Genomic DNA, 15,508 nt, shown 5'->3' on the forward strand with positions numbered 1-15,508 from the left:
ACTCTATCTACTTACGCGAGTAAGTGGTGTGATGTGACGGCGCGACAGGGTGTCGCGCATGGGTGGCCCGGAGGGTTCAATCGTGAAGAGACGTCTCATTCCAGCGCTGACGATCGCGGCGATGGTTGCTGGCACGGCCGCATGCAGCAGCAGTTCGGGCTCGGGTTCCGCCGGCGGCAGCGGTGGTGGCTCCGGGTCCGGCACCACGCTGAACTACTGGGCGAGCAATCAGGCCTCGTCGATCGACATGGACAAGAAGGTGCTGGGTCCGGAGCTGAAGAAGTTCCAGCAGCAGACCGGCATCAAGGTCAATCTGCAGGTCATCGGCTGGCCGGACCTGCTCAACAAGATCCTCGCGGCGACCTCGAGCGGCAAGGGCCCTGATGTGCTCAACATCGGCAACACCTGGGCGCCGTCGTTGCAAGCCACCGGCGCGTTCATGCCGTTCGATTCCAGCGCTCTCACGGCCATCGGCGGCAAGTCGAAGTTCGTGCCGGCGTCCTTTGCGACGGGTGGTGTCAAGGGCAAGGATCCGACCTCGGTGCCGCTCTACTCGTTGGTCTACGGCCTCTACTACAACAAGAAGCTGTTCGCGGCTGCCGGGCTGAAGCCGCCGACCACATGGGAGGAGCTGCAGACCGACGCGAAGAAACTCACGAATGCCAATAAGGGCACTTACGGCATGGCGATGGAGGGCGGCAGCTACACCGAGAGCGTCCACTTCGCGTTCATCTTCGGCCAGCAGCAGGGCGCCGACCCGTTCGACTCCAGCGGCAAGGCGAACTTCACCTCACCGGGCATGGTCGCCGGGGTGAAGCAGTACGTCGACCTGATGAGCAACAAGGTCGTCAACCCCAGCAGCGTGCAGTACAAGAACGGCCCCGAGGCTCCCGGTGACTTCGCCAAGGGCAAGGCCGCGATGCTGATGAGCCAGAACAACGCCGACAACACCCTGGTCGCGGATGGCATGAAAACCAGTGAGTACGGCGTCGTTGCCATCCCGGCTCCCACCGGTAAGAAGAACACCGCCAGCTTCGTCGCCGGCATCAACATGTCGATCTTCAAGAACACCAAGCACAAGGACGCTGCGCTGAAGTTCGTGAAGTTCATGACCAGCCCGGCCGAGCAGAAGATCCTCGACGTGCCGTTCGCGGCGCTGCCGGTCAATGCCGGTGCGACACCGAACTTCACCAAGAACGCGGCAGAGGCCAAGACCTTCCAGGAGATTCTGGCCACCAAGGCCGTTCCGCTTCCGTTGGTCGCGAACGAGTCGCAGTTCGAGACGAACGTCGGCAATGCCGTCAACCAGCTGATCGCCCAGGCAGCGACCGGCAAGGCGCCCTCCGACAGTGACATCAAGGCTGCGCTGCAGCAGGCGCAGGACAAGATGGCATCCGCCGGCTGATGACGTCGAACTCGACGGTGAAGCGGGCCGACAAGGAGGATGCTCCCGGTCGGCCCGCTCCTCCCACCGCGAAGCGAGCCGGCGGGGGCCGCAGTGCCCGCCGGCTCACTCCCTACTTCCTGATCGCTCCGGCGATCGTCCTGGAACTACTGATCCACATCATCCCGATGGTCGTCGGGGTGTGGATGTCCTTCGTCGGGCTGACCCAGTCCTACATCGCGAACTGGTCGACCGCGCCGTGGAAGGGTCTGTCGTCATACAAGCTCGCGCTGGACTTCTCCTCGCCGATCGGCAACAGCTTCCTGCACTCCTTCGAAGTCACTTGTCTCTACACCGTTCTGGTCGTGGGTATCTCGTGGTCCTTCGGGATGTCCGCGGCACTCGTGCTGCATCGCAACTTCCGCGGCCGCGGCTTCTTCCGCACCCTGTTCCTGGTGCCCTACGCAATGCCGATCTATGCCGGGATCATGACCTGGAGCTTCATGCTTCAGCGGGACAACGGCCTGGTGAACCACGTGCTGAAGTCGCTGGGCCTCTCCAATGGCGAGAGCTTCTGGCTGATCGGCAGCAACGCCTTCTGGTCGATGGTGGTCGTGGCCGTATGGCGCTCGTGGCCCTTCGCGTTCCTGATGCTCCTCGCCGGCCTGCAGAACATCCCGGACGACGTGTATGACGCGGCGTCCGTCGACGGTGCCGGCATCTGGAAGCAGATCCGCTACATCACCCTCCCGGCGCTGCGACCGGTCAACCTGGTGATGGTGTTGATGCTCTTCCTCTGGACGTTCAACGACTTCAACACACCGTTCGTGCTGTTCGGCGCACAGCCGCCCACGTCGGCCGACATCATCTCGATCCACATCTATGGAGCGTCCTTCGTCAACTGGGACTTCGGCTTCGGCTCGGCGATGTCCGTGCTGCTGCTCCTCTTCCTGCTCGTGGTCACCGGGCTCTACCTGCTCGTCTTCAACCGGAGGTCGCGTCGTGCGTGAGCCATTGTCGTTCAAGGTGTTTCGCGTCGTCGTCCTGGCTGTGCTGAGCGTCTTCGTGTTGGTGCCGATGTGGGTGCTGTTCACCAGTTCGGTCAAGCCGCTCGGCGACGTGCAGGGGAAGTTCGAGTGGTGGCCGAGCCACGTGACCTTCCAGCCGTTCAAGGACATCTGGAGCACGGTGCCGCTCGGCCGGTACTTCGCGAACAGCCTCATCGTCTGCTCGATCTCGATGGTGCTCAGCGTCGTCGTGGCGATCTTCGCGGGCTACGCGGTGTCGCGGTGGACCTTCCGGGGTCGCAATGTCTTCACCACGACCATCCTGTCCACGCAGATGTTCCCCGGAATCCTGTTCCTGCTCCCGCTCTTCCTGATCTTCGTCAACATCGACAAGGTCCTGGGTTTCACCCTCCTCTACCAGACGCGCGTGGGTCTGATCATCACCTACCTGACGTTCTCGTTGCCGTTCGCGATCTGGATGCTTGCCGGCTACTTCGACGGCATACCAAGGGAATTGGACGAAGCGGCACGGGTCGATGGTGCGTCCACCCTCGGCACCTTGCTCCGGGTGGTGCTGCCTGCCGCACGACCGGGTGTGATCGCGGTCGCGGTTTACTCCTTCATGACCTCGTGGGGTGAGGTGCTGTTCGCCTCGCAGATGACCAACCCGCAGACCCAGACACTGTCGATCGGCCTGCAGAGCTACTCAACCCAGATCAACGTCTACTGGAACCAGGTCATGGCCGCGTCGCTCGTGGTCAGCGTGCCGGTCGTCATCGCCTTCCTGCTGCTGCAGCGCTATCTGGTGGCGGGCCTGACGGCGGGTGCGGTCAAGTGAGCGGGGGCATCGAGCGACCACTGCGATTCGTGCGGACCGGGAGCACGGAGCACGTGTGGTTCGGGTGCAACTTCTGGTCTCGTGCGGGTGGGCCGTTCATGTGGCGGTCGTATGACGAGGAGGTCGTGCGCGCAGAGCTGCTCACGATGCGCGAGGCGGGCCTTGACGTCACGAGGTCATTCCTCTTCTGGCCGCACGCGATGCCGGAACCAGGGTGTCTCGACCAGGCAGTGATGGACCGTTTCGAAGAGTTTCTCGATCTGCACACAGAGCTCGGAATGCTCACCATCCCAACGTTTCTCGTCGGCCACATGTCCGGGGAGAACTGGGATCCGTCCTGGCGCGGGGATCGTGACCTCTACACCGACACGTGGATGGTCGCGCAGCAATCGAGTTACCTTTCGCAGGTGGCCGCACGCTTCGGGTCGCACCCGGCGATCGTCGGCTGGCTGGTCTCCAACGAGATGCCGATCTACGGCGGTCCCACAGCGCGGGCGGATGTCACGGCGTGGGCACAGTTGATGGTCACGGCGATCCGTGCTGGTGACCAGGACAAGCCGGTCTCGATCGGCGACGGGGCGTGGGGGCAGGAAGTCACCGGCGAGGACAACGGTTTCAGCGTGCGGGACCTCGCGGCTATGACGCAGTTCGTCGGTCCGCACGTTTATCCAATGGGGGACGACATCGTCCGCCAGCACCTGCGTGCGGCGTTCGTGTGTGAACTGGCTGCTGTGGCGCAGCTGCCGGTGGTGCTGGAGGAGTTCGGCGTCAGCTCCGACTTCGCGTCCGACGACCACGCTGCCCAGTACTACAGGCAGGTGCTGCACACCACGCTGCTCGCTGGCGCGACCGGCTGGTTGGCCTGGAACAACACGGATTTCGACAACCTGCCCGAGCAGGATCCCTACCGCCACCATCCGTTCGAGTTGCATTTCGGGCTGACGCGGGCCGATGGCTCGCCGAAGCCGCAGCTGTATGAGATCGCCGCCTTCCGGCAGCTAGTGGACCGATTGGACCTGCCGCAGTGCAAGCGCTGGCCGACGCAGGTCGCGTTGATCGTCCCGGCCTACCTCGACGGCCCCGAGCACTGGACGTTCGAGGAACGCGAACGCACCGACATCACGAAGGCTCTCGAGCAGGCTTATGTCGCCTGTCGCGAAGCAGGTCTCGGCCCCGCCTTCGTGCGGGAGCCGGAGCAGGTGCCCGCCGACGCGCGTCTGGTCATCGTGCCGTCGGTCAAGGCGCTGACCGTGCCAACCTGGCACCACCTGGCGCAGCGAGCCACCGACGGCCAAACCGTCTATGTTTCCTACGGATTGGGTGACTCACCGGTCCAACGAGGGCCGTGGTGGACCGACCTGGAATCGATCTTCGGGGTGCGCCATACGTTGCGCTACGGCATGGTCGAGCCGGTGCTGGACGATGTTGTCGAGGTCCGCTTCCGCGTCGACTTCGGCGGGATCTCGGCCGGTAACACGTTGCGTTTCACGGCGGTCGGCTCGCCGGGAGGTCGGAGCATCCTCCCCGTCGAGGCGATCGACGCCGAGATCATCGCGTTCGACCAGCACGACAGACCAGTGCTCACCCGCCGGCGCCACGGTGGTGGACAAGCGGTCCTGTGCACGCTGCCGCTGGAGTATTTCGCTGCGCGCACGCCTCGGGTGAACCCTGAGGACACCTGGCGGTTGTATGACGCACTGGCCGACGAAGCGGGCGTAGAGCGCCCGGCGCGGGTGAACGACCCGCGGGTTCTGGTCGACGGTCTGAGTCATCGCGACGGCCGCGAATTCGCTTGGCTGATCAACGCATCCGACGAAGTGATTGATCTCGAGGCGTATGGCGTGAACCGGTTGTCGCCATACGAGGTCGCCGTCGTCCAGTTGCCGGGCGGGCTCGTGGCCCCGGGCGAAGCGAGCGCTGCAGACCACCTTCAAACCCATCGCATGACGCCCAAAGGAGAAACACTGTGATTGCCCAGTTTCCTGCCGATTTCATCTTCGGCGCAGCGACTGCGTCCTACCAGGTAGAGGGAGCGGCAGCCGAGGACGGCCGGACCCCGTCCATCTGGGACACCTTCAGTCACACGCCCGGGAAGGTCTTCCGGGGACAGACCGGCGATGTCGCCTGCGACCACTATCACCGGTACGGCGAGGACATCGCACTGATGAAGCAGTTGGGGCTGGACAGCTACCGCTTCTCGCTCGCCTGGCCACGGATCAAGCCCGACGATGGCCCGGTCAACGCCGCGGGCCTGGCGTTCTACGACAAGCTGGTCGACGAATTGCTGGCGGCGGGCATCGACCCGGCCGTCACGCTCTATCACTGGGACCTGCCGCAGGCGCTGGAGGACAAGGGCGGCTGGCGCGAGCGGGACACCGCCGAGCGTTTCGCGGAATACGCCGCGGTGGCGGCTCAGCACCTCGGTGACCGGGTCAAGAGGTGGATCACGCTCAACGAGCCGTTCTGCTCCTCGATCCTCGGGTATGCCGACGGCGTGCACGCACCGGGCGCACAGGAAGGTGAGGGCGCGCTCAAGGCCGCGCATCACCTGCTGCTCGGTCATGGTCTCGCCGCGCAGCGGATCCGGTCCGCCGTGCCCGACGCGCAGGTCGGCATCACTCTCAATCTCGCGTCCGTGCAACAGGTTTCGGACGAACCGGCCGACGTCGAGGCCGCGCATCGCAGCTTGCTGATCGGCAACCTGATCTTCACCGACCCGGTGCTGGCCGGGAAGTACCCTGAGCTGGGCAAGGAGGTGTGGGCACCGATCACGGACTTCTCGTGGATCGGCGACACCGACCTCGCGACAATCGCCCAGCCGCTCGACTTCCTCGGCGTCAACTACTACTTCCCGAGCCGCCCGAAGGCCGTCGCGCACAACGAGCCCGACTCGGGCAAGCGCGTGGCGTCCGACCTGGGCTTCGAGTCGCTCATCCACGACGGCGAATACCTCACCGAGATGGGCTGGCCGGTCGACGCGAGTGCGTTCACCGACCTGCTCATCTGGCTGCGCGACACGTATGGCGACGCGTTGCCGCCGATCTACATCACCGAGAACGGCATAGCGTGCCCGGACGTGGTCGGTGACGACGGCCGGGTCGATGACCAGGACCGGATTCGCTACGTCGGTGACCACCTCACGGCCGTCAGTGCCGCGATGGACAAGGGCGTCGACGTGCGTGGCTACTTCGTCTGGTCGCTCATGGACAACTTCGAGTGGGCCAGGGGCTACCAGCCGCGCTTCGGAGTCGTGCACGTCGACTACGACACGCTGAAGCGCACCCCGAAGGCCAGCTTCGACTGGTTCCGCAACGTGATCGCCACCCACGAAGTCTCCTGATCGAGAGGACCCCAAACCGACCGAGAGGACCCCGAAATCCAGCTGATTTCGGGGTCCTCTCGATGCTGAAGGGGTCCTCTCGATCGACGTTCAGGCGCCGATGAGTATGGCGAAAGACCCTGCGCTGACCGGGAGTTCGTCGCCGACACGGACCGACGTGCTGGGTAACTCCTCGGGGCGCTCGTAGCGGCTGTCCCAGGCCAGCTCCCAGGTGCTGACGCCGGTTTGTTCGGGCAAGCGGACCGCGGTGTCGTGCGCGCGACCGTTGAGCACCAACAGGATCCGGTCATCGCCGATGTCGGCGCCGTCGAAGACCACCTGCAGGATGCGCGTACTGCCGTCGTTCCATTGGTCCGCTGTCATGATGGAGCCGTCGCCGCCGTGCCAGTGCAAGGCCGCGAACGCGTCGCCATCGATCGGGTCGCCGGGGAAGAACGTGCGCTGACGCAGCACCGGATGGGCCGCTCGGAACTCAGCAAGAAACGTCGTCGTGTCGGTCAGGTCCCGCTGCCATTGCGCGAGCTTCCAGTCGTACCAACTGATTTCGTTGTCCTGGCAGTAGGCGTTGTTGTTGCCCTGCTGCGTGCGACCGAGCTCGTCACCGCCGAGCAGCATCGGCACACCGGCCGAGACGAAGGCCGTGGCCAGCAGGTTGCGGATGGCCCGACGACGAGTTGCCTCGACGTCATCACCCGCCGAGTCATGACCCTCGACGCCGAAGTTCCACGAGTGGTTGTCGGCGCTGCCGTCCCGGTTGTCCTCGCCGTTGGCCTGGTTGTGCTTGTCGTCATACGCCGTGAGGTCAGCGATCGTGAAACCGTCGTGTGTGCTGACGATGTTGATCGAGGCGAGCGGGGACCGGGAGGCGAAGAGGTCCTTCGAGCCGGCGATTCGGGTGCCGAGGTCACTCACGCCGTGTCCGGCCCGACCTGCTTGGTCCGCGGCCAGATCGGTCAGCCAGAAGCTGCGGACGGTGTCGCGGAAACGGTCGTTCCAGTCCGCGAACGGAGCGGGGAACTGCCCGGTGCGCCATCCGTGTGATCCCAGATCCCACGGCTCGGCGATGAGCTTGACACGTGACAGCACCGGGTCGGTGCGCAGTGCCATCAGGAAGGGGTGGTCCGGGTGGAACGCGTCGTCCAGTCCCCGGGCGAGCGCGGGAGCCAGGTCGAAGCGGAACCCGTCCACCCGCATCTCGGTCGCCCAGTAACGCAGCGAATCCAACACCATACGAACGGTTTCCGGGTGCCGCATGTCGAGAGTGTTGCCGCAACCGGTCACGTCGACGTCGTCACCGCGCTCGTCCAGGCGGTAATAGGTCGCTGACGACAACCCGCGCCACGAGAGCGTCGCGCCGGTCCTACTGCCCTGCTCACAGGTGTGGTTGTAGACGACGTCGAGGACCACCTCGAGGCCGGCCTCGTGCAGCAGCTTCACCATGCCCTTGAACTCGTGGATCACCTCCTGAGGGGAGGTCGCCGACGCGTATGCCGAGTGCGGTGCGAAGAAGCCGAGCGTGTTGTAACCCCAATAATTCGTCAGATCCCGCTGCACCAGCTGGGGCTCCGAGGTGAAGGCGTGCACCGGCAGCAGCTCGACCGTGGTGACGCCGAGGGCCTTCAGGTGGGCGATCGTCACCGGATGCGCGACCCCGGCGTAGGTGCCGCGCAGATGCTCCGGCACGTCCGCGAGCTGCTCGGTGAGGCCGCGCACATGCGCCTCGTAGAGGACGGTGCGGTCCCAGGGGGTGTGCGGTGGCTTGTCGGCGCCCCAATCGAATCCGTTGCCGACGACAACACTGCGTGGAACGTATGGCGCGCTGTCGCGGTCGTCTCGTACGCTCTCGTCACCGGAGAGCTCTGCGTTGACTCCGTGCCCGAAAACCTCTGGGCGCCAGTCGATTTCACCCACGACGCCCCGCGCGTAGGGATCGAGCAGGAGTTTCGCGGCGTTGTAGCGGTGACCGTGCGTCGGATCCCAGCTGCCATGCGCCCGGTAACCATAGAGCTGCCCGACACCAATGCCCGGCACGTGTCCGGCCCACATGCCGTGCGCGTGCTCGGCCAGCGGCACCCGCTGCTCGGCGCCGGCGTCGTCGAAGAGACACACCTCGACAGCGGTCGCTCCTCCGGCATACACACTGAATTCGACGCCCTCGTCATCGGCCGTCGCGCCGAGCGGTGGCGGTGCGTCGGGAGAGGTGCGTGCAGTGGCAATCAGTGATTCAGACACCCCGGGAGCGTAGCCACCACACGAAGTTCTCGGCTTGTTCCTCGCTTCGAACTTCGCTGGTACCCGACCCTCACCCCATGAAGTTTTCTGTGCCGAGCGCGTGAAGTAGCGTGGGTCACATGACAGATCCGACTTCTTTGCCCAACTTCGCCCCGCCCGCCTCGGCGCCATCCGCCCCGGCCGGCGACGGCCAGCTGCAGAAGCGCGTGATGGACGCCCTGCAGGAGGAGGGCTTCCGCCCCGAGCTCGACGCCGACGGCGACGTCAGCTACAAGGTCGAGGGCCAGCAGCTCTTCGTGCGCTGCGTCGACGGCGAGCCTGCGATGATGCGCATTTTCGGCCAGTGGCAGATCACCGATGACCTCCCGCAGGACATCACCAAGCAGCTCCTTGCTGCCAACGATGTCTCGCTGAGCCTGAACATCGTCAAGACCGGCCTGGCCAACGGCAACCTCATCGTCACCGGCGAGCACCTGGTCTCGCCGGCCGACGACGTCAAGACACTCGTGCAGTCGACCACGCAGATGGTGCTCACCGCTGTGCAGTTGTGGCACCAGGCGGTCACCAGCGATGGTCCGCACGCCGCCAACTCCGACGAGCCGCCGGCCGTCGCCCAGGTGATGGCCAACGCCATGCAGTCCGACGCCAACGAGCAGCAGCAGCAGTAGAAGTAGAACGACTTACACCCGCCGGGGCCGGTGGTGACGCTAGTCTCGGCGTCACCACCGGCCCCGGTGGTTTGAGGACGGAGCAGGATGACAACCGATCAGGTCCCGGTGGCGCCGGGCAGCGAAGCGGCCGAACGCAGTCGGCTGGTGGCGATCACTGTCGCCGTCGTCGGTCTGGTCGGGATGTTCATCGCGTTGCTGGGCTGGACCGGCATGGCCAAGAGCGCCGACAGCGCGGTCGGCGCGCCGCCCTGGCTGGTCTTCGTCATCGGAGCGGTGATCACCGTCGGTGCCGCAGTCTTCGACCTGGCGGCCGGCTCGCGGTCCGATGTGTATGCCGTGGCACCGGGCGAGCGGCTGACGACCATTCGGTTCGTGCTCAACAAGCTCGCGCCATGGATCATCGTCGCGCTCACCGCCGTCGGCATGATCGTGATCTGGGTCCGGCACCACTGAGCCTGGCAATCAACTTCCTGCAGGGTCCCTGGCATCCCGTTGTTACTCGCGGGTAGCATGCTGCGGGTAATCGGGCACAACGGCCTCGGCATACGATCGCCGCAGGTTTGGGCGCTGCCCGCGTCCCGCCCGTGAACGCTGACTGAGGTCAGACACTCGCACCCTGATGGAAGAGGACGATAGACGCATGAACATCGTGGTCTGTGTCAAGTACGTGCCGGATGCGCAAGCTGACCGCACGTTCAATGAGGACAACACGACGGATCGTTCGAATGTGGATGGTTTGTTGTCGGAGCTTGACGAATACGCGGTTGAAGCGGCTCTGAAGCTGGTGGAAGCCGGCGATGGTGAGGTGACGGTCCTGACCGTCGGCCCGGAGGGCGCTGCCGACGCGATCAAGAAGGCGTTGCAGATGGGTGCGCACAAGGGTGTGCACGTGCTGGACGACGCGATCCACGGCTCGGACGCGCCGGCGACCTCGCTGGTGCTGGCCGAGGCGGTCAAGAAGGCCGCTGACGGCAACCCTGAGTTGGTGTTGATGGGTTTGGCATCGACGGACGGCACGATGAGTGTGGTGCCGGCGATGCTGGCCGAGCGTTTGGGTCTGCCGCAGGTGACCCAGTTGTCGACCCTGGAGATCGCCGATGGTGTGGTCAGGGGTCGCCGCGACAGCGACACTGCGTCGGACTCGTTCGAGGCGCCGCTGCCGGCGGTGGTGTCGGTGACCGACCAGATCAACGAGCCGCGTTATCCCTCGTTCAAGGGGATCATGGCGGCCAAGAAGAAGCCGGTGCAGACGTGGTCGCTGGCCGACCTCGGCGTTGATGCCGGCCTGGTGGGTTTGGCGGGCGCCGCGACGAAGGTGACGTCGTTCACCGCTCGCCCGCCGCGTGCGCAGGGGCAGATCGTGACCGACGAGGGCGATGGCGGCACGAAGCTGGCCGAGTTCCTGGCTAAGTCCAAGTTGCTTTGATCCGACCAATGACATTGATTTGCAAGGAGATTCATCATGGCTGAAGTCCTCGTTCTGGTCGATCACACCGACGGACAGGTCAAGAAGAACACTGCCGAGCTGTTGACGCTCGCGCGCGGGCTGGGTGAGCCGTCGGCGGTCTTCGTCGGTGGCGCCGTGGCGGCTGCGCGTCCGCGCCTTGCGCAGTTCGGTGCTGCCAAGGTGTACGTGGTGGACAATCCCGAGGTGACTGGTGCGGTGGCGGCGCCGTTGGCCGAGGCGTTGGCCGCGGTGGCGGAGCAGGCGTCGCCGGCGGCGATCCTGTTGCCGACCGGTGCCGTTGCCAAGGAGGCTGCTGCCCGGCTGGCGGTCAAGACCGGCGGTGGCCTGATCACCGACGCGACGAACGTGACCGCGGGCGACGGCGGTGTGGCGACCACGCAGTCGGCGTTCGCGTCCAACTACACGGTCCAGGCGGTGGTGACCAAGTCCCCGGCGATCGTGACGGTCAAGGCCAACGCGACCGCCCCGGCGGCTGCGCAGGCCGGTGCGACCGTGGTCCCGGTGCAGGTGACGGTGTCGGAGGTGGCCAAGGCCGCGAAGATCACCGGAAGCGAGCCGAAGGCGAAGTCGGGTCGTCCCGAGCTGACCGAGGCGCAGATCGTGGTCTCCGGTGGCCGTGGCACCTCCGGTGACTTCTCACCGGTGGAGGCGTTCGCCGACACCCTGGGCGCCGCGGTCGGTGCCTCGCGTGCGGCGGTCGATGCGGGCTGGTACCCGCACTCGAACCAGGTCGGTCAGACCGGCAAGCAGGTCAGTCCGCAGCTGTATGTCGCCTGCGGCATCTCCGGTGCGATCCAGCACCGGGCCGGGATGCAGACGTCCAAGACGATCGTGGCGATCAACAAGGACGAAGAAGCACCCATCTTCGAGCTGGTCGACTTCGGTGTGGTCGGTGACCTGTTCACCGTCCTGCCGCAGGCCACCGACGCTGTGAAGGCCGCCAAGTCCTGACGGTGATCCCCTCGGGTGCAGGTTCCTGATTGACCGGCGCACCAACTCATTGAGCGGCATAGGAATCCGACCGGATTCCTATGCCGCTCAATCTGTTCGTATGCCGGTCAATCGGAACCGGTAGGTCAGGGCTTGAGCGGCTTCAGGGTGAGCTTTGCGTCCGACCAGGTCGACTGCGCCTTGGTGCCACCTGGCGTCGTGAGCTCCACCAGCCGCAGGCCGTGTATGGCGCCCCCTTCGGTGCCCAGAAGACCACCGTGTAGTCCTTGGAATGCCCCTTCTTCACCAGTGCGCTGGTGAGGGTCTCGCCCTGGCTGCCCAGCTCGGAGCTGCGGCACAGCCGACCGGAACCGTCGACCAGCGCGAACGATCGGCGGTCGACGAACGCGTCGGCGCCTTCGGCGGACACCTTCAGCCGAACGTCGATGGCATCCACGTCGTTGGGCTGGGTCGGTCCCGGCTTGAACGCCCGGCGCTTCGGCGTGCCCGCCTGGACCGACGTCGAGGCGACACCGTTGCCGTGCTTGAGGGACGATCCGAACGAGGCCAGGCTGCCGGAGCCTGAGATTTTCGCCTTCGCGCCGTCACAGCCGTTCGGGGGCTTCGTCGGCGAGGGAGCTGCGGCGCCGTCCCGCCAGGACAGCGTGGCCGACGTGGCGTCGACCGCAGGCAGGTAGCGGACGCTCAACTGCGCCAACACCGTCGCGGAAGGCACCAGGAATGCCACCGAGCCGGCACCGGTGCGCGACTCGTCGACGGTCAGCGCCACGAAGCCGTTGCTGAGCGGATTGATCGAGGGCTGTTCGCAATTCCGGCCCGCGCGGTCGACGAGGATGAATTGGGAGTGGTCGACCGCGAACGTGCCGTTGGTGCGGACACTCGCCTTGATCGGCACCTGGACCAGGCGGAAACCCGGCCGCCCGGAGGGGACGGAGCTGATCTCCGGCGCACCGGCGCTCACTTGCAGTGCGGAGGACGATCCGGTCGGGAACGCGGTGCCGAAGGGCACGGTCACCCCTGAAAGGCGCTGGGCGGAGGTCGTCGAGCAGACCGTCGGGGACGCCGACGTGGGCGCCGTTGAACCCGGGGCCGCAACTCCGCCGCTGCCGGACGAGTTGCAGCCGGTCAGTGTGACGGCGGCCGCGCACGCCGCGATGGCCAGGAGGGCGCGCGGTCGGGACCGAGAGCTACGAGTGTGAGCGGACACACGGCACAGTGTCGCAAATCCGCGTGACACCGCGGGACGCTGGCGCCCCTGAGTGCTCCTCCGGCCCGCTGGAGCCGGCTGCACCCACGGCCGAACGGACGCACCCATTACCGCGCGTACCCTTGACGGGTGAAGTTCACGGCATATCTCGACCACGCAGCAACGACTCCGACCCGGCCGGAGGTCGTGACAGCGATTGCCGAACAACTCGCCACCGGCGGCAACGCGTCGTCGTTGCACACTGCAGGCAGGGCAGCCCGCAAGGTCGTCGAGGAGTCCCGTGAGGCCCTGGCGAAGGCGCTCGGCTGCGGCCCGTCGGAGGTCGTCTTCACCTCCGGCGGCACCGAGTCCGACAACCTGGCGATCAAGGGCACCTGGTGGCAGCGTCGTGCGGACGACCCGCGGCGCAACCGGCTGCTGATCGGTGCGACCGAGCACCACGCCGTGCTGGACGCGGTCGAGTATCTGGTGGATCACGAGGGTGCTGTCGTCGACTGGATCGAGGTCGACGCGGCAGGACGCAGCAACCCGGCACAGGTGCGTGAGTTGATCGAGCGTGATCCGGAGTCGGTCGCGCTGGTCTCGCTGATGTGGGCCAACAACGAGGTCGGCACGGTTCAACCGGTGGCCGAGGTGGCAGCCGTGGCACACCAGCACGGCATACCCATGCACACCGACGCCGTCCAGGCGGTCGGCCAGGTGCCCGTCGACTTCACCGCCTCCGGTGCCGACCTGCTGACGGCGAGCGCCCACAAGTTCGGCGGGCCACAGGGAGTCGGCGTGCTGATCGCGCGCCGCGACGCCAGGCTGATGCCTCTCACACACGGCGGTGGCCAGGAACGCCAGCTGCGCAGCGGCACGCTCAACACCCCAGGCATCAGAGGTATGGCGGTGGCGGCCACCCTTGCGACCCAGGAGCTTCCACAAGAGCAGGAGAAGCTGGCTGCGTTGCGCGACAAGCTGATTGGCGGTGCGCTGGACCTCGGCCTGGACATCGAGGTGACCGGCTCACACGAGGTCGGCGACGTCACCGCGCGGCTCGCGGGCAACGCACACCTGCGCATTCCCGGATGCGACGGTGACTCGTTGCTCTACCTGCTCGATGCTGCCGGCATCGAGTGCTCGACCGGTTCGGCCTGCCAGGCGGGTGTGCCACAACCCAGTCACGTCCTGCTGGCCATGGGCATCACCGAGGACGACGCGCGTGGCGCGTTGCGCCTCACCCTCGGCCACACCTCCACCGATGCTGACGTCGCCGCCTTCCTGGACGCGCTGCCGGCCGCGGTCGACCGCGCCCGCCGGGCACGTTCGGCGAGCAGGAGCGGTCGCTGATGCGGGTCGTCGCAGCCATGAGCGGTGGTGTCGACTCGGCGGTTGCGGCCGCCCGGATGGTCGACGCCGGTCACGAGGTCGTCGGCGTGCACCTCGCCCTGTCCCAATCCGCAGCAACCCTGCGGGAATCCGCGCGCGGCTGCTGCACCATCGAGGACGCGGGAGACGCCCGCCGGGTGGCCGACCGGGTCGGCATACCGTTCTACGTCTGGGACATGGCGCAGCGGTTCAAGGAGGACGTGGTCGAGGACTTCGTCGCCGAATACACGGCCGGTCGCACACCCAACCCGTGCCTGCGCTGCAACGAGCGGATCAAGTTCGCGGCGTTGCTGGACAAGGCGCTCGCACTCGGTTTCGACGCGGTCGCGACCGGTCACTACGCCCAGATCGTCGAGGGCGCGCACGGCCGGGAGTTGCACCGAGCGGTCGACATGGCCAAGGACCAGTCCTACGTGCTGGGCGTGCTGGACGCCGATCAGCTGGCTCGTTCGTTCTTCCCGCTGGGTGACACGACGAAGCCGCAGATCCGTGAGGAAGCCGCCGCGCGCGGGTTCTCGGTCGCCAAGAAGCCGGACAGCCACGACATCTGTTTCATCGCCGACGGCGACACCAAGGGCTGGCTGACACGGCGCCTGGGGGAGCAGCCCGGTGACATCGTCGACACCGACGGCGACGTCGTCGGGCAGCACCAGGGGGCGTTCGCCTACACGGTCGGCCAGCGCCGCGGCCTCGGCCTGAAGGTGCCGCGCGACGATGGCGCGAAGCGCTATGTGGTGGACGTGCAGCCGCGTTCCAACACTGTGGTGGTCGGCACCGAGGACCTGCTGGGCATCGACGTGGTGGTGGGTGAGCACGCCCGCTGGTGCGGGGATGCGCCGACGGGTGAGCTCGCGGTTGGAGCCCAATTGCGTGCGCACGGTGAGGAATTCGCCGGGCGGGCGGTTGCTGACGGTGACCAGGTGACTGTGCGGCTGGACCGGCGGGCACGCGGCGTCGCACCCGGCCAGTCGGTCGTTCTGTATGACGGCACCAGGGTCGTCGGATCCGCGACGATCACCGCCACAGCCCGCGCCTGAGC

General features: G+C 66.2%; 14 protein-coding genes. 12 read left to right on the plus strand and 2 right to left on the minus strand.

The window, feature by feature from the left end; all coding sequences use genetic code 11:
* Positions 1-82 precede the first annotated feature (82 nt).
* From ACFQDH_RS11460 to ACFQDH_RS11480, 5 genes are read left to right on the plus strand one after another with little or no spacing between them, the layout of a single operon-like run.
* Positions 83-1,405: an ABC transporter substrate-binding protein gene (locus tag ACFQDH_RS11460; RefSeq protein WP_382401388.1), complete on the plus strand. Its 1,323-nt coding sequence runs from the start codon at positions 83-85 to the stop codon at positions 1,403-1,405.
* Positions 1,405-2,394, plus strand: coding sequence for a carbohydrate ABC transporter permease (locus ACFQDH_RS11465; RefSeq protein WP_382401390.1), 990 nt, complete (start codon positions 1,405-1,407; stop codon positions 2,392-2,394). Before ACFQDH_RS11460 ends, ACFQDH_RS11465 begins: the two co-directional genes overlap by 1 nt.
* On the plus strand, positions 2,387-3,229 hold the full coding sequence (locus ACFQDH_RS11470; RefSeq protein ID WP_382401392.1) for a carbohydrate ABC transporter permease: 843 nt from the start codon (positions 2,387-2,389) through the stop codon (positions 3,227-3,229). Before ACFQDH_RS11465 ends, ACFQDH_RS11470 begins: the two co-directional genes overlap by 8 nt.
* Complete coding sequence (locus ACFQDH_RS11475) at positions 3,226-5,199, plus strand: glycoside hydrolase 5 family protein (protein ID WP_382401394.1); 1,974 nt, start codon at positions 3,226-3,228, stop codon at positions 5,197-5,199. The genes ACFQDH_RS11470 and ACFQDH_RS11475 overlap by 4 nt, the downstream gene beginning before the upstream one ends.
* Positions 5,196-6,569 carry a GH1 family beta-glucosidase gene (locus ACFQDH_RS11480; RefSeq protein ID WP_382401396.1) on the plus strand — a complete coding sequence of 458 codons (1,374 nt, stop codon included), beginning with the start codon at positions 5,196-5,198 and terminating at the stop codon, positions 6,567-6,569. Before ACFQDH_RS11475 ends, ACFQDH_RS11480 begins: the two co-directional genes overlap by 4 nt.
* A 90-nt stretch (positions 6,570-6,659) precedes the next feature.
* Here ACFQDH_RS11480 and glgX read toward each other — a convergent pair whose 3' ends face one another.
* Entirely contained in the window at positions 6,660-8,801 is a 2,142-nt protein-coding gene (gene glgX, locus ACFQDH_RS11485; protein WP_382401398.1) for a glycogen debranching protein GlgX, read from the minus strand.
* A gap of 119 nt (positions 8,802-8,920) precedes the next feature.
* Between glgX and ACFQDH_RS11490 the strand changes: the two genes are divergently transcribed.
* The 4 genes from ACFQDH_RS11490 (at position 8,921) to ACFQDH_RS11505 (ending at position 11,891) form a co-directional block, all read left to right on the plus strand.
* Entirely contained in the window at positions 8,921-9,469 is a 549-nt protein-coding gene (locus ACFQDH_RS11490) for a hypothetical protein (protein ID WP_382401400.1), read from the plus strand.
* A gap of 87 nt (positions 9,470-9,556) precedes the next feature.
* A complete protein-coding gene (locus tag ACFQDH_RS11495) occupies positions 9,557-9,925 on the plus strand; it encodes a hypothetical protein (protein WP_382401402.1) in 369 nt (122 codons plus the stop codon).
* Positions 9,926-10,112: 187 nt separating this feature from the next.
* Positions 10,113-10,898, plus strand: coding sequence for an electron transfer flavoprotein subunit beta/FixA family protein (locus ACFQDH_RS11500; RefSeq protein ID WP_382401404.1), 786 nt, complete (start codon positions 10,113-10,115; stop codon positions 10,896-10,898).
* A gap of 36 nt (positions 10,899-10,934) precedes the next feature.
* Positions 10,935-11,891 carry an electron transfer flavoprotein subunit alpha/FixB family protein gene (locus ACFQDH_RS11505; protein ID WP_382401406.1) on the plus strand — a complete coding sequence of 319 codons (957 nt, stop codon included), beginning with the start codon at positions 10,935-10,937 and terminating at the stop codon, positions 11,889-11,891.
* A 142-nt stretch (positions 11,892-12,033) separates the two neighbouring features.
* Here ACFQDH_RS11505 and ACFQDH_RS11510 read toward each other — a convergent pair whose 3' ends face one another.
* Positions 12,034-12,900 (minus strand): hypothetical protein, encoded by an 867-nt coding sequence (locus tag ACFQDH_RS11510; protein WP_382401408.1) that lies wholly within the window; start codon positions 12,898-12,900, stop codon positions 12,034-12,036.
* Here ACFQDH_RS11510 and ACFQDH_RS11515 point away from each other — a divergent pair.
* The 3 genes from ACFQDH_RS11515 to mnmA all read left to right on the plus strand — a co-directional run bounded on the left by ACFQDH_RS11515 (position 12,887) and on the right by mnmA (position 15,506).
* Complete coding sequence (locus tag ACFQDH_RS11515) at positions 12,887-13,090, plus strand: hypothetical protein (RefSeq protein ID WP_382401410.1); 204 nt, start codon at positions 12,887-12,889, stop codon at positions 13,088-13,090. The two genes, ACFQDH_RS11510 and ACFQDH_RS11515, sit on opposite strands and share 14 nt — an antisense overlap.
* 137 nt (positions 13,091-13,227) lie before the next feature.
* A complete protein-coding gene (locus tag ACFQDH_RS11520) occupies positions 13,228-14,430 on the plus strand; it encodes a cysteine desulfurase family protein (RefSeq protein WP_382401412.1) in 1,203 nt (400 codons plus the stop codon).
* On the plus strand, positions 14,430-15,506 hold the full coding sequence (gene mnmA / locus ACFQDH_RS11525; protein ID WP_382401414.1) for a tRNA 2-thiouridine(34) synthase MnmA: 1,077 nt from the start codon (positions 14,430-14,432) through the stop codon (positions 15,504-15,506). The genes ACFQDH_RS11520 and mnmA overlap by 1 nt, the downstream gene beginning before the upstream one ends.
* The last annotated feature ends 2 nt before the right edge of the window (positions 15,507-15,508 follow it).

The sequence above is a fragment of the Flexivirga alba genome (genome assembly GCF_042661025.1).
In the GTDB taxonomy this organism is placed as follows: domain Bacteria; phylum Actinomycetota; class Actinomycetes; order Actinomycetales; family Dermatophilaceae; genus Flexivirga; species Flexivirga alba.